The sequence below is a fragment of the Desulfatitalea tepidiphila genome, from assembly GCF_001293685.1.
In the GTDB taxonomy this organism is placed as follows: Bacteria; Desulfobacterota; Desulfobacteria; order Desulfobacterales; family Desulfosarcinaceae; genus Desulfatitalea; species Desulfatitalea tepidiphila.
Genome location: NZ_BCAG01000006.1, coordinates 660,422 through 679,612, shown reverse-complemented (window position 1 = coordinate 679,612; position 19,191 = coordinate 660,422). Strand labels below are relative to the sequence as shown.

Annotated in this window: 22 protein-coding genes; 14 read left to right on the top strand and 8 right to left on the bottom strand. The window is 58.5% G+C overall.

The genetic code is table 11. The features are described 5' to 3' along the window. Positions 1-36 precede the first annotated feature (36 nt). Complete coding sequence (rplU, locus tag DFT_RS22970) at positions 37-348, bottom strand: 50S ribosomal protein L21 (protein WP_054033713.1); 312 nt, start codon at positions 346-348, stop codon at positions 37-39. A gap of 245 nt (positions 349-593) precedes the next feature. Between rplU and fdhD the strand changes: the two genes are divergently transcribed. Next, positions 594-1,412, top strand: coding sequence for a formate dehydrogenase accessory sulfurtransferase FdhD (gene fdhD / locus DFT_RS22965; protein WP_235506310.1), 819 nt, complete (start codon positions 594-596; stop codon positions 1,410-1,412). Then, positions 1,409-2,431, top strand: a complete 1,023-nt coding sequence (locus DFT_RS22960) for a tRNA dihydrouridine synthase (protein WP_054033709.1) — start codon at positions 1,409-1,411, stop codon at positions 2,429-2,431. Before fdhD ends, DFT_RS22960 begins: the two co-directional genes overlap by 4 nt. Before the next feature lie 62 nt (positions 2,432-2,493). Here the strand turns inward: DFT_RS22960 and DFT_RS22955 are convergent, their stop codons facing one another. From DFT_RS22955 to DFT_RS22940, 5 genes are all read right to left on the bottom strand, one after another. Then, positions 2,494-2,673: a hypothetical protein gene (locus DFT_RS22955; protein WP_054033707.1), complete on the bottom strand. Its 180-nt coding sequence runs from the start codon at positions 2,671-2,673 to the stop codon at positions 2,494-2,496. A gap of 118 nt (positions 2,674-2,791) precedes the next feature. After that, on the bottom strand, positions 2,792-3,580 hold the full coding sequence (locus DFT_RS27080; RefSeq protein WP_200907131.1) for a helix-turn-helix domain-containing protein: 789 nt from the start codon (positions 3,578-3,580) through the stop codon (positions 2,792-2,794). Between the two features lie 31 nt (positions 3,581-3,611). Then, positions 3,612-4,424: an electron transfer flavoprotein subunit alpha/FixB family protein gene (locus DFT_RS26615; RefSeq protein WP_076750837.1), complete on the bottom strand. Its 813-nt coding sequence runs from the start codon at positions 4,422-4,424 to the stop codon at positions 3,612-3,614. Continuing rightward, positions 4,421-5,200, bottom strand: coding sequence for an electron transfer flavoprotein subunit beta/FixA family protein (locus DFT_RS22945; RefSeq protein WP_054033705.1), 780 nt, complete (start codon positions 5,198-5,200; stop codon positions 4,421-4,423). The genes DFT_RS26615 and DFT_RS22945 overlap by 4 nt, the downstream gene beginning before the upstream one ends. Positions 5,201-5,298: 98 nt before the next feature. Continuing rightward, positions 5,299-6,441 carry an acyl-CoA dehydrogenase family protein gene (locus DFT_RS22940; protein WP_054034133.1) on the bottom strand — a complete coding sequence of 381 codons (1,143 nt, stop codon included), beginning with the start codon at positions 6,439-6,441 and terminating at the stop codon, positions 5,299-5,301. Positions 6,442-6,940: 499 nt separating this feature from the next. Here DFT_RS22940 and DFT_RS22935 point away from each other — a divergent pair, with 499 nt between their 5' ends. Further along, positions 6,941-8,053: a hypothetical protein gene (locus DFT_RS22935; RefSeq protein ID WP_054033704.1), complete on the top strand. Its 1,113-nt coding sequence runs from the start codon at positions 6,941-6,943 to the stop codon at positions 8,051-8,053. Positions 8,054-8,335: 282 nt separating this feature from the next. Here DFT_RS22935 and DFT_RS22930 read toward each other — a convergent pair whose 3' ends face one another. Together DFT_RS22930 and DFT_RS22925 are read right to left on the bottom strand one after the other, a co-directional pair. Beyond that, positions 8,336-8,716: a response regulator gene (locus tag DFT_RS22930; RefSeq protein WP_054033702.1), complete on the bottom strand. Its 381-nt coding sequence runs from the start codon at positions 8,714-8,716 to the stop codon at positions 8,336-8,338. A 207-nt stretch (positions 8,717-8,923) separates the two neighbouring features. Next, a complete protein-coding gene (locus DFT_RS22925; protein WP_054033700.1) occupies positions 8,924-9,340 on the bottom strand; it encodes a YkgJ family cysteine cluster protein in 417 nt (138 codons plus the stop codon). 103 nt (positions 9,341-9,443) lie between these two features. Here DFT_RS22925 and DFT_RS22920 point away from each other — a divergent pair, with 103 nt between their 5' ends. The 11 genes from DFT_RS22920 (at position 9,444) to DFT_RS22870 (ending at position 18,983) form a co-directional block, all read left to right on the top strand. Then, positions 9,444-10,031 carry a thioredoxin family protein gene (locus DFT_RS22920; protein WP_083453725.1) on the top strand — a complete coding sequence of 196 codons (588 nt, stop codon included), beginning with the start codon at positions 9,444-9,446 and terminating at the stop codon, positions 10,029-10,031. Positions 10,032-10,317: 286 nt separating this feature from the next. Then, on the top strand, positions 10,318-12,381 hold the full coding sequence (locus DFT_RS22915) for a PAS domain-containing hybrid sensor histidine kinase/response regulator (protein WP_054033697.1): 2,064 nt from the start codon (positions 10,318-10,320) through the stop codon (positions 12,379-12,381). Then, positions 12,371-12,688 carry an Hpt domain-containing protein gene (locus tag DFT_RS22910; protein WP_054033695.1) on the top strand — a complete coding sequence of 106 codons (318 nt, stop codon included), beginning with the start codon at positions 12,371-12,373 and terminating at the stop codon, positions 12,686-12,688. Before DFT_RS22915 ends, DFT_RS22910 begins: the two co-directional genes overlap by 11 nt. A gap of 189 nt (positions 12,689-12,877) precedes the next feature. Then, positions 12,878-13,783, top strand: coding sequence for a hypothetical protein (locus DFT_RS22905; RefSeq protein ID WP_054033693.1), 906 nt, complete (start codon positions 12,878-12,880; stop codon positions 13,781-13,783). Positions 13,784-13,864: 81 nt separating this feature from the next. Next, a complete protein-coding gene (gene lolA, locus DFT_RS22900; RefSeq protein WP_054033690.1) occupies positions 13,865-14,542 on the top strand; it encodes an outer membrane lipoprotein periplasmic chaperone LolA in 678 nt (225 codons plus the stop codon). 29 nt (positions 14,543-14,571) lie between these two features. Further along, entirely contained in the window at positions 14,572-15,486 is a 915-nt protein-coding gene (nadA, locus tag DFT_RS22895) for a quinolinate synthase NadA (protein ID WP_054033688.1), read from the top strand. Positions 15,487-15,577: 91 nt separating this feature from the next. Further along, a complete protein-coding gene (thiM, locus tag DFT_RS22890; protein ID WP_076750867.1) occupies positions 15,578-16,384 on the top strand; it encodes a hydroxyethylthiazole kinase in 807 nt (268 codons plus the stop codon). A 5-nt stretch (positions 16,385-16,389) separates the two neighbouring features. Continuing rightward, complete coding sequence (locus tag DFT_RS22885; RefSeq protein ID WP_054033684.1) at positions 16,390-16,632, top strand: hypothetical protein; 243 nt, start codon at positions 16,390-16,392, stop codon at positions 16,630-16,632. A 4-nt stretch (positions 16,633-16,636) separates the two neighbouring features. Then, entirely contained in the window at positions 16,637-17,524 is an 888-nt protein-coding gene (locus DFT_RS22880; RefSeq protein ID WP_054033682.1) for a diacylglycerol/lipid kinase family protein, read from the top strand. Then, positions 17,521-18,249, top strand: a complete 729-nt coding sequence (locus DFT_RS22875; RefSeq protein WP_083453723.1) for a lysophospholipid acyltransferase family protein — start codon at positions 17,521-17,523, stop codon at positions 18,247-18,249. The genes DFT_RS22880 and DFT_RS22875 overlap by 4 nt, the downstream gene beginning before the upstream one ends. A 17-nt stretch (positions 18,250-18,266) precedes the next feature. Further along, positions 18,267-18,983, top strand: a complete 717-nt coding sequence (locus DFT_RS22870) for an SIMPL domain-containing protein (protein WP_054033677.1) — start codon at positions 18,267-18,269, stop codon at positions 18,981-18,983. The last annotated feature ends 208 nt before the right edge of the window (positions 18,984-19,191 follow it).

Below are 19,191 nucleotides of genomic sequence, written 5' to 3'. Positions count from 1 at the left end.
TAAATTCTCCTTACAAATCAAACGAATCGGATGCGGCTAGGCATCGATGCTATCGATTTTGACGGCCGTATAGAGTTGGCGATGCCCTTGTTTGCGACGATAGCGTTTTCGTCGTTTGTACTTGAAAACGAGCACTTTCTTGCTTTTGCCCTGTTCGACGATGTGGCCTTTGACCGAGGCGCCTTCCACCACCGGTTGGCCGATACGAACCGCTTCACCGTCACCGAGCATCAGTACATGATCGAAAGCGACCTCGGCGCCGACATCTCCGGTTAACTTCTCGACACGCAGGATCTCCCCGGTCTCGACTCTATATTGTTTGCCGCCAGTGGCAACGACTGCGTACATGTGTCAACCTCCCTGAAATCAAATGCCTGTCCTGAAAAATGCGGAATATTAAGCTATTGAATTTTTTTGTCAAGAAAAATGTGTTGGGACTTTTCGATTTTCCGCGTTGGCATTCGGGCCGAAATCCGATATTCGGGTATCGGATTTTACACTCGCCAGGACATCCTTATATACTATCTGCGCGGGTGCGAATATAACTTAGGCGCCAGGCGATTGGCAATCCCAAACAAGGAAAGCGACCCATCGTGAACGACACGCGATCAACCATGATCCAATGGCACAACGGCGAGCGGCGGCCGCTCGAAACCGAATTCATCGAAGAGGAGCCCCTTTCGATTCGCGTCCAGGGCAATCCTTATGCCGTGGTCATGCGTACGCCGGGCGACGAACTGGCCCAGGCGGCCGGGTTCTGCCTGACCGAAGGCCTGGTGGACGACCCGGACGACATCGTCAACCTGGCCTCTTGCGATACGGACGACACCAACGTGGTGACCGTCACCCTGACACCTCGACGCAGCACCCAAATGGCCGGTCATCTGGATCGGCGCGGCTATATCAGCCAGACCGGCTGCGGGTTGTGCGGCAAGACCCTTATTGCCGAGCTGTTTCAGCAGTTGCGCCCCCTGGACGACAGCACCACCATATCTTTGCCGGCAGCCGAGGGGTGCATTCGTCGTCTCGATGAATTCCAACCGTTGCGGCGCCGCACGCGGGCCAGCCATGCGGTGGCCCTGTTCGATGCGCAGTTGCGGCCTCTCGTGGCCATGGAGGACGTCGGCCGCCACAATGCTCTGGATAAAGCCATCGGCCGGCTTTTCCTCGACCGGCGCCTGGACCTGGCTAAAGTTGCGGTGCTATCTTCCCGCATCAGTTATGAACTGGTCCAAAAAGCCGTTCGGGCGCGCATCCCCATTTTGCTCGCCATGTCGCGCCCCACCACCCTGGCCGTGGCATTGGGTGCGCGTTTGGGGATGTCATTGGCCGGTGCCCGCCGACCCGAAGGTCTTTACCTCTATTGCAACACCCAGCGGTTCGTGGATGATGCCGATGGTCGCTCCCAATGAATCCTCTTCTTTCAGATAGGCTCGGCCGGCCCCTCGTCGTGGGCGGGCGCACCCTTCCCAGCCGGTTGGTGCTGGCCCCCATGACCTGTCTCGGGCATGTGGCCTTCCGGCAACTTTTGGACGAGATGGGCGGTTGCGGCCTCTTTTTTTCCGAGATGTGCAGCGCGGCCCGCATTCCCCAGGAGAATCGGCACATCTCGTCCTATTTTCGTTGGCGGGACGAAGAGGCCGATCGGCTGGTGGTCCAGATCCTGGGTTCCGATCCAGCGCGCATGGCCGCTGCGGCGCGTAGGATCGATGCCGAGGGGCTTTTCGGCGTGGACGTCAACCTGGGTTGCGCGGTGAGCGAAATCTGCAAGTACAACCAGGGGGCGGCCCTGCTCAAGGATCCGCGTGGCGCGGCCGCTCTGGTGGCACAGATCCGGCGGGAGGTGACGTGTCCCCTATGGGTGAAGTTTCGCACCGGCTGGCAGGACGATCCGCGCATCCCGGTGGACCTCGCCCGACGGCTGGAGGATGCCGGCGCCGACGCCCTCACCTTTCACCCGCGCGTGGCCCCCGACGTTCGAAACCGCCCGGCCAAGTGGGACTACATCGGCCGGGTCAAACAGGCCGTCCGCATTCCGGTGTTCGGTAACGGTGATGTATTTGACGCCGACGACTGCCTGCGGATGTTGCAGACCACGGGGTGCGACGGCGTGGCCCTGGGCCGCCTGGCCATCTCCCGGCCCTGGGTCTTTGCCCAGTGGACCGGTGCCGAGCCGCCGCTGAATCACACTCCGATCGATGCGGCCCTGCGATTGATCACGCTCCTCGAACACCATTTCGACGCCCGGCGCGCCTTGCGGCGCTTCAAACGCTATGGCGCCTATCTGGCTGCCAATTTTGCATTCGGCAATACACTGTACAACGCGATTCGCAACGCCGTCGACATGGAGGCTGCCCGCCGGGCGTTGATCGCCTTTTTCGAATCCGACCCTCGCCTGCTCAGGCGCCCCAATATGAATTTATTGAGATAGTTTTAAGTGTTAAGTTTGAAGTGAAGGTATGCGTCCGTCTGGATGACGGCCGCAGGTCGTTTTCAACTTGAGAAACTGCCGCAGCGGCCTTCCAGGATGCAGACTTTGATGAATTTTTTTTCGGCTTCCCGATAATCTTCGACCGAGTAATATTGGGTGTTTTCCCGTATGCGGAACAGCTCCCGGCCTTGCCGGATGAGCCGGCGAAGCCCCCAGTCGTGCTGCGGTCTGATTTTATTCATAGGCGCTTCCCGTCGTTATCTATTGGTGAATTGGAATGGGCACACGAACCTTGCATGGGCGTGTCGTCATCGAACATCGATTCTTACCATAGGCTTGATCCGGGAATTGGCAAGGGCGCTAGACGGTATAGAGGACGACCAGACAGCGGGTGGGAAGGCTGGAGAGACTTTTGAGTTTGTGGGGCACGTCGGAATTGAAATGGATCGACTCCCCGGGTTTGAGGACGTGCTGTTTAGCGTCCAGGGTAAGTTCCAGGTCGCCCTCCATCACGTAGATAAACTCTTCGCCTTCATGCTTGTAGGCTACCGGCTTATGGTCGTGGTGGGCTTCGATGGTGACCATGAAGGCACGCAGGTGGCTGTTGGCCGCTTCCGGGGTCAGGGTGGTGTAACTGTAGGCCTGGGTACGTTGATAGTAGGCCTGGGCGCGGCGGTCGCGGATGGCAGCCTGGGTCTCTTTGTTCAAAAAAGTGGAGGGGTCGATCTTCATGGCTTGGGCCATGCGCAGGATAAAGCCGACGGGAGGCGAGAGCTGGCCGGATTCGACCTGTTCGATGAATTCGGGACTCTGGCCGGTGGCATGGGCCAGGTCTTCCTGGCGCCATTCGCGCGCCTCCCGCAGTTGGCGGACCAGGGCGCCGAACCCAGCCTTGGCGTCGGTGGCCGATTCGTCAGCGCCGATGCCGCAGGTGGCGTCGGCCAGTTGCCGCATGGCGGCCTGCTGGGCGCGCTGATTCAGCAGCGGCAGAAAAACGGTGGCGTCGGCCACGATGCCGATGTCGGCAATTTGAAAAATGGGCGCCGACGGGTCACGGTTGATGGCCACGATGGTTTCCGCGTCCATGATGCCCGCCGTATATTGAATGGCGCCCGACGCTCCGGCCGATATGAGCAGTTTCGGCCGCACGGTTTTTCCGGTCTGGCCGATCAGGCGCGCTTCATTCCACCCAGTGGTAGAGCACCGGCGGCCGGGTGGCGCCGACCTCTCCGCCCAAGGCGGCGGCCAACTCCCGGACCAGCCCGAAGCCGCGCATGTCGCCCAATCCAGCGCCGCCCACCACCACGGTTTCGGCATCTTCCATGCGTCGGGTTTCGCCGGATTCCATGGTCCGCCGCACGATCTGCAGGCCCGCCGGCAACTCAACGTTTTCCAGTGCGATTCGTTCGATGGCGGCCCGGTCAGGTTGAGGTTGCGCAACGGCGACGCCATGGGGTTGCACGGTCACGAAGGCCATGGGCCACCCGTCGGCCATGGTGATATGCGCCAGGATCTGACCGCCCCAAGCCGGGCAGCGGCCGACGAAGCGGTTGTTGTCGCAGGTCAGTTCGGTACAGTCGGCGATCAGGCCGGCTTGGCAGCGTTGGGCGCAGATGGCGGCCGTTTCCCGGCCGAAATCGTTGAGCGGCATCAAGACCAGCCAGGGTCGCCGGGTTTGAATGAATTCGGCCAATACGTGGGCGTACAGATCGGCGCGGGGCACCCGCAGATGCGGGTGTTCCAGGCAGATGACCGTCGTGACCCCCAGGGCGGCGGCGTGTTCGGCGGCTCCTTCGATGGGTACGCAGGCCGAAAGATCCAGGGTCGAGCGCTCGGCAGCAATATCGCCGGCGCTGGTGCCGAGCAGCAGCAAGTGGATGTCGGCGCCTGCCGTGTGCGCCAGCGGCAACGCTTTGGCCAGCACTTTCTGGCAATCCTGCCAATGGCGTGCGGTACGCAGATCGCCGTATACCCAGATGGATCGCTTTATCATGACGGTATCTTACCCATGGTTGTCAATTCCGCGATCAAGGCTTCGACCTGTTCACGGGGCTCGCCACCGAGCATCCGGCAGGTGCGCTGGTGCTTGATCTTTTCCAGTTTGGCCACCCGTGTGGGCGAACCGGCCAGTCCCGCATCCTCGGCCTTCAAACCGATATCGGTGAGGCACCAGGTCTGCACGTCGATTCCATCGTGCGCCTGGGCAATACCGACCAGCGGGATCGGCCGAGGTGTAAATGCGCGCGGGTGAATGGTGACGGCGGCCGGAAGGGTCACCTGCCACGTCTCCTCCCAGTCATCCATCTGGCGTTTCATCTTCCACCGATTCGTTTCGGGTTCGATCGCTTTCACACCGCCCAGAAAGGGCAGTCCGATCACCGTGGCGGTCTGGGGTCCGACCTGGCCAGTGTCGCTGTCCGAGGTTCGGGTGCCGAACATCACCAGGTCGAACGGTGCCAGGTGGCGTATGGCAGCCGCCAGCACCCTGGCGGTGGCCAAGGTGTCCGAGCCGGCCAGGGCCGCATCGCTGACCAGGACCGTCTGATCCACACCCATGGCTCGGGCTTCGGCCAATGCTTCGATGCTCACCGGTGGTCCCATGGAGAGCGCCGTGATCCGCCCACCCGTTTGATCCTTCAGGCGCAGGGCGGCCTCCAACGCCGGTCGGTCATAGGGATTGAGTTCGCTGTTTTCAGGCGTACGTCGGCCGACACCCTGGGGCGCCTCGCGAACCACCGACTTGATGCAGACAATCATGTGTACCGACATTACTGGACCCGAACCGTTTTCTTGGATTTTCGAATGGCAAACCCCAAGTTAAATCGACAACATACCTTCACGTTAAACTTAAAACTTTAAACTATCTTTTACCCCAATACCTCCCGTGCGATGACCATGCGGTGCACTTCCGAGGTGCCTTCGTAGATGCGCGTCACCCGCGCATCGCGGTAGTAACGCTCCACGGCATAGGCCTTGGAGTAGCCATAGCCGCCATGGATCTGCACGGCCAGATCGGTGACCCGACAGGCGGCCTCCGACGCGAACAGCTTGGCCTGGGCGGCCGCCCGGCTCACCGGCGCGCCCCGGTCCTTGAGCAGGCCCGCTCGATAGACCATCATGCGGGCCGCATCCACATCGGTCGCCATATCGGCGATCATCATCTGGATGGCCTGGTGGCGCGCCAGCGGAACGCCGAATTGCTGGCGCTGATTGGCATACCGCACCGCTTCGTCCAGGGCGGCCTGGGCAATACCAAGGGCCTGGGCCGCAATACCGATACGGCCGGTATCCAGGGCCGCCAGTCCGATGGCCAGACCCTGGCCGAGTCGTCCGAGCAGGTTTTCTCTGGGCACCTGACAATCGTAGAGGCGGATGGATGAGACCGGGTTGGCGCGCATGCCGCACAGATCTTCCAGATCACCGACCACAAAGCCCTTGATGCCCCGTTCCACCACGATGACGCTGATGCCTTTGCGGCCCGCCTGGGGATCGGTGCGGGCAAAAATCAGGCAGACATCGGCAATGCCGCCATTGGTGACAAAGACCTTGTTGGCGTTAACCAGCCAATGATCTTGGGCAGGTAGTGCCGTGGCGCTGATGGCACTGGCATCGGACCCCACATTGGGTTCGGTGAGGCAAAAGGCGCCGATTCTGCGGCCGCTGGCCATTTCCGGGACCCAGCGGGCATGCTGTTCGGGGTTGCCGAAGGCCAGGATGGGGTAAAGGGCAACGCTGTTGTGAACGCTCAGGCACAATCCGATGGCCGCGCTGACGCGTGATACCTCTTCGATAATGATCGCATAGCTCAATGCGTCCAAACCGGCCCCTCCCAGTTTTTGGGGGGCCTGTATGCCGAAATAGCCCAGCGGGCCCATTTTTTCCACCACCTCCCAGGGAAAACGCGCTTCCTGATCGATTTCGGCGGCAATGGGGCTTAGTTCATCTATGCAGAACGCCCGGACGCTTCGGCGCAGCACGCGATGTTTGGCCGTTATGAAGGGTTCGCTCATCACCATACCTATCTAGTGCCCCTCCACAAATGGCCAATTGATCCGATATCAGCGTTCTGCTCAAAATTTTATCCTCGGAATATCAGCCATATGCCTGCGGTAAAATTTTTCGCACGGCTTGATCTCAAGCCAATTTGCCTATTTGTGGACGGGCACTATCTGTGTTCATGCGGGCCGCAACCCACGGCGCAACCGCAAGCACGGGTTATTACCTGTTTCGGTAAGGGTTGTAAATAGTGTCCATCCGTAAAAGGCGGAATTGCCGCTTTCCGTCAAGGTTTCAGCGGAAAAGCGTCCATGCGCCGGGTCACCGACAGGAGGATTCGGCCCCATCGGACATGTCGCACAATTGAAGAGTTTTAATATTAACAATTAGATGTCTTGATTTTGGGAGGTTTTTTCCGAGGGTGCGGGTTGGCCTGCTTTTTGCTGTTTTCAGGCCAGGGCGTCCGACATTCCGATGTGCGGCTAAATCGAGCCCTGGTGTCCGGAGGTTGCCATGTACCCGGCCATAAAATCGGTCATTGTCTCCATTACCATCGGGTTGTTGATCCATTTTTCGTCCATAGGGCTTTTGTATGCCCAGGCCACTTCATCGGATATCGTCGTCGATGACTATTCACGCCTGCTCCACTTCATCAACGGGGATCATCTCGAAGCGCCCCTGCTGCTCCTGGCCGACAGCCAGGGTGAGTTCGATCAGCGTCTAAATCGCGAGAATCTGGATTACTTGAATCAAAACAAGAGCTTGTTGGAACGCATCCGGGGTCGGCTGAATGCCGACACCATGAAATGGGAGCTTTCCGGATCGAGCAAACGGCTGCTCGTGGTGCCCGAGCATCGTCCGGAATATGCCCGCCTGTTTGAGGGGTACTGCCGCCGCGCCGTCGATTACACCCTGAATCGTACGCAGTTGGCCAATCCCTATCTGCAGATCGCCACATTGCAGGCGCCGGTTGCGCTGGAAAACGAAGATGCCGGCCGGGGAATCACCGCCTATCTGGTTCACAACATTGCCGACGAATATATCGAAGAGTACCTCTTTTATACGCAGGAAGACCGCCGAACCAAAATAAAGATCAAACTGAGCAATCGTGTTTTTACCGGCCGGATCGGCTCTTATACCTCGAGGCTGACCATCGGTCAGGACAGCCGCATCGAATTCGTGCGGGACCCATACACGTTGTGGCAAAACAGCGCCAAAAACCCCATCAACGTACTGGTTGTCCCCATCGAAGAAACCTTGCACATTGCCTTGCGCCCGGCCACCGAAACGGCGATCCGAACCCGCCTGGAACAATACAAGCCGGAAAACATCCAGGATGTGGAAGCCGTGGTGCAAGAGTGGATGGCCGTGGAAGAGGCGATCGTGGGGGGCCTGGTGTCCCGGTTGATGCCTGAAATTTTTACGCATCTGCTGTCCAGTGCCATGGAAAAGGAGATGGCCGACTCTCTGGCCGAACGGGATGCCCATGAACAATATCGCTATCTGCATCAGGGTATCCGGGTGGTGACCGACCTCGGCGTGCGGTCGGCCATCGACCTCTATCTCTCCGAGCCGGCCCGCTTTCAACGACTTATTGGATCGGCGGAACTGGCCGCGGCATTGTAAGTCTTGACGGCAACGGCATTTTTCATGGCTATCAAGGCTTTGACGATACAGTAAAAAGTCGCAGAGGCGTCATGCCGGACTTGATCCGGCATCCAGAACATTTTGAATAAACCGGATCCCGGCTTTCGCCGGGATGACGGGAAACGCGAATTTCGGACTTTTTACCAGATTGTCAAGTCTCTAAAGGGCGATTAAAAAGGGCAGGGAGTTTGCATTTCCCTGCCCTTTCTATAGGTCTAAAAGGAGCTGTTGAGTGGGTTTTTGAGGATGTCCGATATGCAATCAATCTTTGGGTTTAAGTTTGAGAATGGCCATGGCGCGTTCGAGCAATTGATCGCCTTTGAAGGGTTTGACCACATAGTCGCGAACGCCCATTTTGACGATTTTCATGACGTTTTCCTTGCCCGATTCCGCCGTGAGCATGATGACGGGAATTGCCTTGAGGTCTTTTTCGGATTTAAGTTTGGCCAGCATCTCGATGCCGGTCATCACGGGCATGGTAATGTCAAGGATGATCAGGTCGGGTTTTTCCTTGTTGGCGATCGCCAGGCCTTCCACGCCGTTTTCACCCTCGAACAGTTCACAATTGTAAGGTGAGAAAGCTTTCTTAACGATCATGCGGATGGTTTTACTATCGTCAACCGTCAATATCTTGTAGGCCATACAGTTCCTCCTAAAAATTCACCATCTTGAAAATCGACGCGCGTTGGCCCGTGAGTCGGCCTGGCCGGCGGGCATATGCCTGTCCCAAAAGCGTTCATACTGATTAACGGCAATTTCGGGATTTTCTTTAGAGTTTTCTGATGTAAAATTGGCGACGGAAATCCGGAGATGGCCGGTCCACGGCAACCTTGGGCGACAGCGTTCCTGTTAGATCTCCATGGTGCTGAGCGCAATTTCCATGATCTGCGCTTTGCTGTATCGTTTGCCATGGCCGATGCCCGGACATTGGCGCGCCGCTTCGCGCCAGCGGGATTCGGACCGTACGTTTCTGAACCAGAAAGGAAATGTGCGGCACTGATGGGGACGGACCGAATAGATCGTGCAGCCTTCGCGATAAAAGAGGCAGTTGCCGTGGTCGTCTTCTTTGATGCTGAAGCTGTTTTTGTAAGGATACAGATAGCCTTGGATCAGGTCGGAGACAGACAGGCCCAGGTAACCGGCTATGGGACCGATCTCCCCGGAGGCCGCATAAATGGTGCCGGGCGCACCAGTGCAGCACTTGCCGCAGCGCTTGCATTCGAACGACAGGCCCGTTTCGAAAAAGGTCTTGGTTTCGGGACACATAGAGGCAACCCTTCGTTTACAAAGCCGATATCATTATTATGATAGGATCCTTAAAGCCCCGGCGCGCGAGTGCCGGGGGTCATAAAAAGCAGGGGGTACCCGCATGAGTTCGTCGATTGTCACCTGCCGCCACTGTGGCGCTAAAAACCGTATTCCCCCCGACAAACCTCCAGAGGATGCCAACTGTGGCCGGTGCCACCAGCCGCTGATGGGACCATCGGCCCAACAGGGCGCAGAGAGCCCGAAGATCACGCTGCGCTGCGGTCAATGCCGGACCAAGAACCGGGTCCCGGTGAGCAAACTCCATGAAGGCGCCAAGTGTGGTCGCTGTGGTGCGCTGCTGCCCCATGGCGATGTCTTGACCGGTCGGCCGGTGCTGGTGAGCGACACCAATTTCGAGCACCTCGTACTGCGATCGCCGTTGCCCGTCCTGTTGTACAGCTGGGCGCCGTGGTGCAGTGTCTGCAGCGGCATCAATGCGATGGTGGATCAATTGGCCGACGAGGTCAAAGGAAAATTCCGCATCGGCAAACTCAATGTCGATGCCAATCCCAAGTTGGCCGGTCAATTCAATATCCTGAGTGTTCCCACCTTTTTTGTTTTCGACGGCGGCGAATTGAAGCAGCACCTGCCCGGCGCCGTTCCCAGGCACGAATTGCTGCTCAAGATGGCTTTCTATATATATGCCTGACAACGGTCCCCACCCGGTTGCGGGCGCCGCGTTTCAAAAGCGCCGCCGGTCGCATGACCCTGAAAAGCCAATTCCGTTTACTTAAGATGTTCAGATTTTCATACGGGCGGGACTAAACCCCGCCCCTAAGTTGCAGGGTTATGGCAACTGCCTGTAATACAGCTCCAATCTCGTAGGGGCGGGCTTTTTGCCCGCCCACGGCATCCGCGTCGATATCGGGCAAATTGGCCATTAATGGATCGGCACAAATCTAAAGTGCACCGCAAAGCGGACCGATATATATCGCATGCCAACGGCGAACCAAACCACTATCATCGAGCTGGTCAAGCGCATCAAGGCGCTTGAGGTCGAGCAGGAAAAGACCCGCAGGGCGCAGGAGGCGCTCAAGGAGAGCGAGGAGCGCTTTCGCCTGATATCCGAAACCATCCATGTGGGCGTTTTCGAGATCGATGACCGTGGCAACTGCCTCTACACCAACACCCGGTATCAGGAAATATTCGGGCTTAACCTGGTGCAGAGTCTGACCACCCACTGGCATGATTTCGTGGCCGACGAAGACAAGAGCGACATCATCCGAAAATGGCAATCGGCATCGGAAAAAATGGGTACCTTTTCCACCGACTGCCGCATCGTCAATGCCGCTGGAACCCGTCGGTGGATTCACGTGCACGCCTCTCCGGTTTTTTCCGACGAAGGGGGGCGCTACACCGGCACGGTGGAAGATATCACGGCGCGCAAGGAAAACGAGCACGAGCTGGAGCAGGCCAAGGAGGCGGCCGAAATGGCCAGCCGGGCCAAGAGCCAGTTTCTCGCCAATATGAGCCATGAGATCCGGACACCCATGAACGGCATCATCGGGTTCACGGATCTGCTGCTGGAGACGCGGCTCAACGAGGTGCAGGCCGACTACACCCAGACCATCAAACGCAGTGGGGAAGCCCTGCTGCTATTGATCAACGACATCCTCGACTTTTCCAAGATCGAATCCGGCGAACTGGAGTTCGAAGCCATCGAGTTCGACCCCGAGCTGCTCATCTACGACGTGTGCGAACTGGTGCGACCCAAAATCGGCAACAGACCGGTGGAGTTGATCTGCAACATCGGCGATACGATTCCTCCCCTGGTCAAGGGGGATCCCCTGCGGTTTCGCCAGGTGATCACCAACTTGCTGGGAAACGCCCCCAAGTTCACGGAAAAAGGTGAAATTTGTATCACCTTGCAGGTCGATGCCGAGACCGATGACAGGGTTTTTCTGCACACCCTGATCCGGGATACGGGCATCGGGATCCCCGCAGACAAGCTGGCCATCATTTTTGAACCCTTTCAGCAGGCGGACGGCTCCACGACGCGCAAATACGGCGGCACCGGGTTGGGCCTGTCGATCTGCAAACAGCTGGCCACCATGATGGGCGGCGATACCTGGGCCCAAAGCGAGGTGGGCGTCGGCAGCACCTTTCATTTCACCGCATGGGTGCATAAGGCCGTTCGCCAACCGGCGGCGAGGGTCATGCCGCCCCTGCTGAAGGACAAGCGGGTGCTGGTGGCCGATGACCATCCTGCCACGCGTCAGATTCTCGAGCAGATGCTGACCATGGCCGGGATGCGTGTCGTGAGCGTGGATGGGGGGCAACAGGTGGTGCCCGCTTTGACGGCGGCCGACGTGCCTTTTGATGTGGGGCTGATCGATCTGGACATGCCGGACCTCAACGGTTATGCCGTGGCCGAACAGGTGCGCGGCGCAGGTTTGCCGCTGACCCTGATCGCCCTTTCATCGGCCCTGGAGCGCGATGCGGCCAGGTGCGAGGCGGCCGGCTTCGACGGATTTCAGGCCAAACCGGTTCGCCGGGAGCGATTGCTGCAGATGGTGGGGCGCCTCGTGGGCGAGGGCGCCAAAGACAGAACGGCGCCCCAGGTTCAGCGCAGGATGCACACCCAGTATTCGGTACGCGAAGCCATGAAGCATTCGGTCAGCATTCTTCTGGCCGAAGACAATCCCGTCAACCAGAAATTGGCGGTGATGATGCTGGGCAAGGCCGGTTACCAGGTGGAGGTGGCCGGCAATGGCAAAGAGGCAGTGGAGAAATTTCACCAGGCGCCCGAGCGGTTCGACATGATTTTCATGGATGTGCAGATGCCAGACATGGATGGCAAGGAAGCCACCCAGGTCCTGCGGCAGATGGGGTACGCACAGGTGCCCATCGTGGCCATGACCGCCCATGCCATGAAAGGGGACCGGGAGATGTGCATAGAAGCCGGTATGAACGATTACATCACCAAGCCGATCAATCGGGAAAAGGTGTTTGAAGTGATTTCCAAATATGTGTTCGAGGGATGCGCTCATGGACTTTAAGGTGTTGGGAGAACAGCTGGGACTGGACGAGGACGAGTATCGGGAGTTGATCGAACTGTTCATTGATTCCGGCGGCAGCGATTATCAGAAGGTTCTGGATGGTCTGGCCAGCGGTGATGCCGACCTGGTGCGCAGCAGCGCCCATACGATCAAGGGGGCCTCGGGAAACCTGGGATTGATGGAGGTCAGCGACGTGGCTTCTGCCATCGAGGTGTGCGCCATGAACCATCAGTTGGACCGGGTGTGTCAAGCTGTCGAGAAGCTCAAAAGCCAATTCGAAGCCATCCAGGCCTTTGTCAGGGCATAAGCAGCAGGTCCAACTGAATGTGATTCACCCTGAAGGGTGTGTTTTTCCAAGCGTAGTCTAATAAAAAATTCGCGTGGCATCGGCGACCTGTCCCACCCGGGCCGGGTTCAAGGAATGGCATTCAGTTAGAATCGCTGGGGCAAAAGCGCCCACCTGGCCAAACGCAACCGCTTCTGGTATGCTGGCCCCATGAACACCAACGCATCACTGGCGGGACTGGCTCGTTGGATTCGGGATCGGCTGCAAGACGGTATCCGTATGGACCCGTCGCTCCTGGACCATCTGGAGGCCACCTTCGGGACCAGCGATGTCGCCGCCGTTCTGTCCGATCCCACCGGCAGCGAAGCGGCCTCTTTCCTGGAACTGCTTCTATTTCCGGATGCCCGAACGCGCCTCGAATTCGAACGCCGATGGGGCGGCAACCGCTATACAGTACAAGATTTCGACGCCCTGTTGTATGTCGTCATGGATCGGCCCGTAACGGTCGCCATTCATTCGTCCCCCGAATCCGAACCTTTCACGTTGCAGCTCCCAGAATCCGCAGTCACCGCGTTCGTCGAGAGATTGAACATCACCTGGCAACCGGTGGCAGGCTTGGGTGACATGCTGGGGGGCACCCTCACCGGCGAGCAGTTGCCCGCGGTCCGCTGCCGACTGCGCCACCTGCGACTGATTTGGCACCTTTCCCAGATTGAACTGCTCGAACGCTTCCTGACACGGTTTCCTGGGGATGCCCCCGATGTTGACGCCTCTTTTGATTTTCTGTCGGCCCTTTTGGCGGAGATCGGGCCGGAACAGGAGCCGTTCGCCTTTCTCGTGGCTCAAAAATTTGGCTTCTTTCAAGCCCTTTGCAAAGCCGAACGTTTCGAACGCCTGCGACAGACCACCAACATGGAGACGCTCATGCTCCAAGGCGCCCGGGCCGCCCATGGCAGTATGGACGAGTGGCGCGAAAAGATGCGCCGAATCGATCGCCTCTGTGAATCACTTTACGGACAGACCCGTTTTTTTCATGAGCCCGGCGAACAGTCCCTCGATGCCCCGCGGCAGGCCGATGACCGACAGATGGCCGATCTGGTTCGCTGGTTAAGCTAGCTATTTACAAATCCCGTTGAGTTTCTTAAAAATAGCTTTTTCATCGTCTACTACGGAACGATCCGACTTGGAGGCATTTGGATGGGCCCATTCACAAACAGACTGATCAGGTTGGCGGCATGCTTGGCCCTGGTCGCTTTTACTCCCCTCGCATCACCGGCCGATGCCGGTTCCCCCTCATTGGATCAGATTCTCAAAGGCATCGAAAAACGATACGCCGGCAAGGGGTTTTCGGCCTCTTTTTTTCAGGAGTCGATGCTCAAGGCCATGCAGATCACGGACACGGCCGAAGGACACCTCACGGTCAAGCGACCGGGCAACATGCGTTGGGAATATACCATTCCCGAGCAGCAGAGCATCATCACCGACGGCAAAACCATGTGGATTTACCGGCCGGCCGACAATCAGGTCATGGTGGGCAAGGCGCCGGCCTATTTCGGCCACGGCAAGGGGGCCGGATTCTTGTCCGATATCCGGCTGATTCGCAAAAGCTTCACCATAGAGCAACAGCCGGCAGACAACGAGGATTACTACCGTTTAAAGCTTCTGCCCCGCGAACCCACCCAGGAGTTGGCCGATATCATTCTTTCGGTGGCCAAGCAGACCTATCAGATCGACCAGGTGGTTTCGCACAATGCCTATGGCGACGAGACCCGCATCGTGTTCAGTGACTTCAGCTTCGACATCGACCCGGCCGACGACTTGTTCCGTTTCACCATCCCCGCCGGTGCGGACGTGGTGCAGATGGACCAGTTCTAATCTGTATTACCTATAGAAAGGGTGACACCATGCATTCCGATTCAAGAGAGTGGGTCGCCGAGATCAAGACGTTGGCCCGGCAGCGCAAGGCCATTATCCTTGCCCATAATTATGAGCCGCCCGAGATTCAGGATATCGCCGACTTGTGCGGCGATTCATTGGAGCTGAGCCGCCAGGCGGCGCGGACCGATGCCGAGGTGATCGTGTTTTGCGGCGTTCATTTCATGGCCGAAACCGCGTCGATCTTATCGCCGGAAAAGAGGGTCCTGCTGCCCCGGCCCGATGCCGGCTGCCCCATGGCCGACATGATCACCGCCGAGGCCCTCACGGCAAAAATGGCGAGCCTGCCGCCCATGCCGGTCATCACCTATGTCAATTCTCCCGCCGAGGTTAAGGCGCTCTCCACGGTCTGCTGCACGTCGGCCAACGTGGTCAAGGTGGTCAACAGCCGGCCGGAAGACGAACTGTTGTTGACGCCGGACCGCAACCTGGCCATGTATGCCGCATCCCAGAGCACCAAAAAGATCCATCTCTGGGATGGGTTCTGCCCCATTCACGAGAGCCTCACAACGGAAGATGTGAACCGGGTCCGGGCCGATCATCCCGAGGCGGTCTTTCTCGCCCATCCGGAATGCCGTCCGGAAATCCTGCGCATGGCCGACGTCGTCGCCAGCACCTCGGGCATGTTACGGCATGTGGCCGCAGCAAAGGAACGGGCCTTCATCATCGGCACGGAGCAGGGGTTGATTCATCCCCTTCAAAAAGCCAACCCAGACAAGCGATTCTATTCGGCCTCCAATAAGTTGATTTGCAAGGACATGAAAAAGATCGGGCTGGCGGATGTCCATCGCTGCCTCAAAGATATGGACAACGAGGTCAAGGTGCCAGAGCATATCCGACGGCCTGCGCTCAAGGCCGTCGAGCAGATGATCGCACTGGGTTGAAGACGGGTCCGGTTGGCAGAGTTTTTCTGGGGTGTCGGGTTCATCGGGTTTATCGTACGAACGAGGTGTATAGGGATTATTTGAGATGCAGATGGATACGTTTACCCTGGATGCGCTCGAACGTGTCAGAACCAGCGCACCCTTGATTCACAACATCACCAACCTGGTGGTCATGAACAGCACGGCCAATATCCTGCTGGCCGTCGGTGCTTCTCCGGTCATGGCCCACAGCCGGGCCGAAGTGGAAGAGATGATCGCCATGGCCGGCGCCCTGGTGCTCAATATCGGCACCTTGCAGCAGGATTGGGTGGATACGATGATCCTCGCGGGCCGGGCGGCCAATGCCAGGGGCATTCCGGTCATTCTCGACCCCGTGGGGGCCGGCGCCACCCGTTTTCGCACCCGCGCCGTCCACGCCATCATGGCCGGTTGTGCCATATCGGTGCTGCGCGGCAACGCCTCGGAAGTGCTGGCCGTGGGGGCCGCCGATATCCGCACCAAGGGGGTGGACTCCTCCCTGGCCCTGTCCGAAGAGATCGTCGCGGCGGCCAAGGACATGGCGCTCTCCCGGAACTGCATCGTCGCCGTGTCCGGCGAAAGAGATTGCATCACCGACGGCAAGAGGGTATTTCGCGTGGGCAACGGCCAACCCCTCATGACCCGGGTGACCGGCATTGGATGTGGGTTGTCGGCGGTTGCGGCTGCATTTTGTGCCGTGGCGCCCGACGCCTTTTTAGAAGCGGTGACGGCGGCGTTTGCCTTTTACGGCCGATGCGCGGATCTGGCGATCGGCGTGAGCGACCGGCCGGGCAGTTTCTATATAGCCTTCCTGGACTGGCTTTATTCGGCGGGGAAAAACGAAATCACCCAAGGGCTCAAGATCAGCATGGAGGGGTAGCCAAGATGCGTGTCGATCTGGGATGGGACATGATCGTGTGGGGAGACCTGACCCTGGCCCGGCTGCTGCAATATGCGATCGTGGCCGTTGTCGCCTTCATCTTCCTCAAGATTTTCAAGCGGCTGTTTTTCAAGAAGAAGACCAACCTGCAAAACACCGTTTACTTCGTCTGCCGGCACTGCGGATGGGAAGGGCAGGTGAGCAAATTCGGCACCCGCTGCCCCAAGTGCAACCAGCCGATGCGATGATCCTATGAAGCTTCTCATGCTGGTGAATCCATTGGCCGGTCGCAGGCATGGTATCAAGATTGCCCATGAAACCCGGGCCATTTTCAAAACCCTGGGCATAGACGTTCAAATCGGCTGTTCCCGTCACGTGCGACACCTGGCGGCCATCGCCGAGATGGAGGTCGACAACGGCTGGGACGGCATCGTGGCCCTTGGCGGCGATGGGACCGTTTTTGAGGTGGTCAACGGCATGATGCGAGGCAATCCTCGGCCGAAAATTCCCCTGGGTATCATTCCGGTGGGCTCGGGTAATTCCTTTGTCCGCGACTTGGGCATCCGGCGCCGGGAAGACGCCATTCGCAAAATCGCCGCCGGTAAGACCCGACCTGTCGATCTGGGCCGATGCGACTGCGACGACCAGACGATTTATTTCATCAATATCCTCGGCTTCGGGTTCGTTGCCGATGTGGCCCTGAGGGCCGCCCGGTTCAAACGCTGGGGAGACTTCAGCTATCTGATCGGCGTGTTTTTCGAAACCCTGCGGTTGGCTCCCTGCCCCCTGGAATTTGAAATCGACGGACAGTGTTTTCGACGCGACAATGTCTTCGTCGAGATCTGTAATTCCACAAAAACCGGCGGCAACATGATCATGGCACCCCACGCCCGCATCGACGACGGGCTCCTGGATGTGGTGCTGCTCAATCGTATCGGCCGGCCGCGCCTGCTCTCTGCCCTGCCGCGAATTTTCAACGGCACCCATCTTCGGCTGCCCGAGGTGGAAACATTCACCGGCCGCACGATGCGCTTTCGACCGGCCCGACCCCAGTCGTTGACCCCCGACGGCGAGATCGTCGGTCAAACCCCCATTACCGTAACGGTCTTGCCCGGCCGGGTGCAGGTGTTCGACGCATGATGGATCGAAGGATGCGTGTCAGGGAGAGACTCATTTGCCTGCTGGCCTGGACGAGCGGTCTGTGTGCCTTCGTGCCCATCGGCCTGGCGGTGCTCCTGGCCGGCGCATTCCTCCACCCGCGCCGTTTCGACCACTGGACCAAACTCGGCTGCCGGATCATCGTGCGCGCCCTTGGCATCCGGGTCACGGTGGCGGGCCGCGACCATTTACCCCGCAACCGCATCTGCCTCTTTGTCTGCAATCATGTGAACATTTTCGACGTGTTCGTCCTCTATGGGTTTATTCCCCGCTATTTCCGGGGGGTGGAGCTGGACGAGCATTTCGACTGGTTTTTCTACGGCCGCATCATCCGCCGGCTCGGCATGATCCCCATCAGCCAGACCAATGGCCGCCGGGCGCTTCAGAGCCTAAAGATCGCCGCGCAGGCGATCGAAGCGGGCGCATCGATTTTGATCCTGCCCGAAGGCGGTCGCACCCTGGACGGGCGGCTCCAGGCCTTCAAGCCGGGCGCCTTCGTGCTGGCCAAACGAGCGGGCGTGGACATCGTGCCCCTGGCCATGGTCGGGGCCTTCGAGATCAAGCGCAAGGGTAGCCTGATGATTCGACCCGGTCGTATGACCCTGCGCTTCGGCGCACCCATCGCCTATGGGGAGATCCAGGCGATGCCGGTGAAGGCGATTTCAGGCCTGGTGCGGGAGCGGATATCGGTATTGTGTGAAGGTTGATTAAAAAGGAGGATTCGATGCAACAGAACCATGTCAAAAGCGCTCTTATTCTGGGGGTGTGCCTCTTGTTGGGGCTCACCGCACTGGGTTACCTGCTGGGCACCAGCGCACTCAAGTTCAAGGCCTACGAGCGCACGGTCACCGTAAAAGGACTATCGGAACGGGAGTATCCGGCCGATATTGTCATTTGGCCCATCAGCTTCGTGGAGGCCGGAAACGACTTGACCGAGCTGTATCTCGTCACCGAAAGGCACACCCAGACCTTGATCGCCTTTCTGGAGGCCAATGGGATCGAACGGCAGGAGTTGACCGTATCGGCGCCCGGCATCAGCGACAAGCTGGCCCAGGGCTATGAAAAGGCGCGCATCGAATTCCGATACATGGCCACCCAGACCGTGACCGTGTACAGTTCCAAGATCGATACCGTGCGAGCGGCCATGAACAAAATGGGCGACCTGGGCAAGCAAGGTATCGCCATTGCGGACAATACGTATGAGCATGCCACCGAATATCTGTTCACCCGGCTCAACGAGGTCAAACCGTCCATGATCGAACAGGCCACCACTCAGGCCAGGGAGGTGGCGGAAAAATTCGCCAAGGACTCCAAGAGCCGGCTGGGCAAGATCAAACGGGCCAGCCAGGGGCAGTTTTCCATCGGTGACCGGGACCGTAACAATCCGCACATCAAAAAGGTGCGGGTCGTTTCGACCATCGAATACTATCTCTCGGATTGAGCGGATTTGGTCAAACGCCACTTGCCCGGCTGTGACCTTTTAAGGTATGGGAGTGCGGAAATACTTTAAAGCGTGTCCATCCAGAAATAGGCAAATTGGGTCGAGATCAAGGCGTGCGAAAAATTTTGCCGCAGGCATATGTCGAATATTCCGAGGATAAAATTTTGAGCAGAACGCAGATATCGGGCGAATTGGCCATTGGTGGATG

Bases quoted from the DNA above. Each gene is read 5' to 3' on its own strand.
- DFT_RS22945 (WP_054033705.1), bottom strand. From the start codon at position 5,200: ATGTCGGTACACATGATTGTCTGCATCAAGTCGGTGGTTCGCGAGGCG.
- DFT_RS22885 (WP_054033684.1), top strand. From the start codon at position 16,390: ATGCGTGTCGATCTGGGATGGGACATGATCGTGTGGGGAGACCTGACC.
- DFT_RS22955 (WP_054033707.1), bottom strand. From the start codon at position 2,673: ATGAATAAAATCAGACCGCAGCACGACTGGGGGCTTCGCCGGCTCATC.
- rplU (WP_054033713.1), bottom strand. From the start codon at position 348: ATGTACGCAGTCGTTGCCACTGGCGGCAAACAATATAGAGTCGAGACC.
- nadA (WP_054033688.1), top strand. From the start codon at position 14,572: ATGCATTCCGATTCAAGAGAGTGGGTCGCCGAGATCAAGACGTTGGCC.
- DFT_RS26615 (WP_076750837.1), bottom strand. From the start codon at position 4,424: ATGATAAAGCGATCCATCTGGGTATACGGCGATCTGCGTACCGCACGC.
- DFT_RS22915 (WP_054033697.1), top strand. From the start codon at position 10,318: ATGCCAACGGCGAACCAAACCACTATCATCGAGCTGGTCAAGCGCATC.
- DFT_RS22880 (WP_054033682.1), top strand. From the start codon at position 16,637: ATGAAGCTTCTCATGCTGGTGAATCCATTGGCCGGTCGCAGGCATGGT.
- DFT_RS22910 (WP_054033695.1), top strand. From the start codon at position 12,371: ATGGACTTTAAGGTGTTGGGAGAACAGCTGGGACTGGACGAGGACGAG.
- DFT_RS22940 (WP_054034133.1), bottom strand. From the start codon at position 6,441: ATGAGCGAACCCTTCATAACGGCCAAACATCGCGTGCTGCGCCGAAGC.
- DFT_RS22935 (WP_054033704.1), top strand. From the start codon at position 6,941: ATGTACCCGGCCATAAAATCGGTCATTGTCTCCATTACCATCGGGTTG.
- DFT_RS22920 (WP_083453725.1), top strand. From the start codon at position 9,444: ATGAGTTCGTCGATTGTCACCTGCCGCCACTGTGGCGCTAAAAACCGT.
- thiM (WP_076750867.1), top strand. From the start codon at position 15,578: ATGGATACGTTTACCCTGGATGCGCTCGAACGTGTCAGAACCAGCGCA.
- DFT_RS22905 (WP_054033693.1), top strand. From the start codon at position 12,878: ATGAACACCAACGCATCACTGGCGGGACTGGCTCGTTGGATTCGGGAT.
- DFT_RS22870 (WP_054033677.1), top strand. From the start codon at position 18,267: ATGCAACAGAACCATGTCAAAAGCGCTCTTATTCTGGGGGTGTGCCTC.
- DFT_RS22960 (WP_054033709.1), top strand. From the start codon at position 1,409: ATGAATCCTCTTCTTTCAGATAGGCTCGGCCGGCCCCTCGTCGTGGGC.
- DFT_RS22875 (WP_083453723.1), top strand. From the start codon at position 17,521: ATGATGGATCGAAGGATGCGTGTCAGGGAGAGACTCATTTGCCTGCTG.
- DFT_RS22925 (WP_054033700.1), bottom strand. From the start codon at position 9,340: ATGTGTCCCGAAACCAAGACCTTTTTCGAAACGGGCCTGTCGTTCGAA.
- DFT_RS22930 (WP_054033702.1), bottom strand. From the start codon at position 8,716: ATGGCCTACAAGATATTGACGGTTGACGATAGTAAAACCATCCGCATG.
- lolA (WP_054033690.1), top strand. From the start codon at position 13,865: ATGGGCCCATTCACAAACAGACTGATCAGGTTGGCGGCATGCTTGGCC.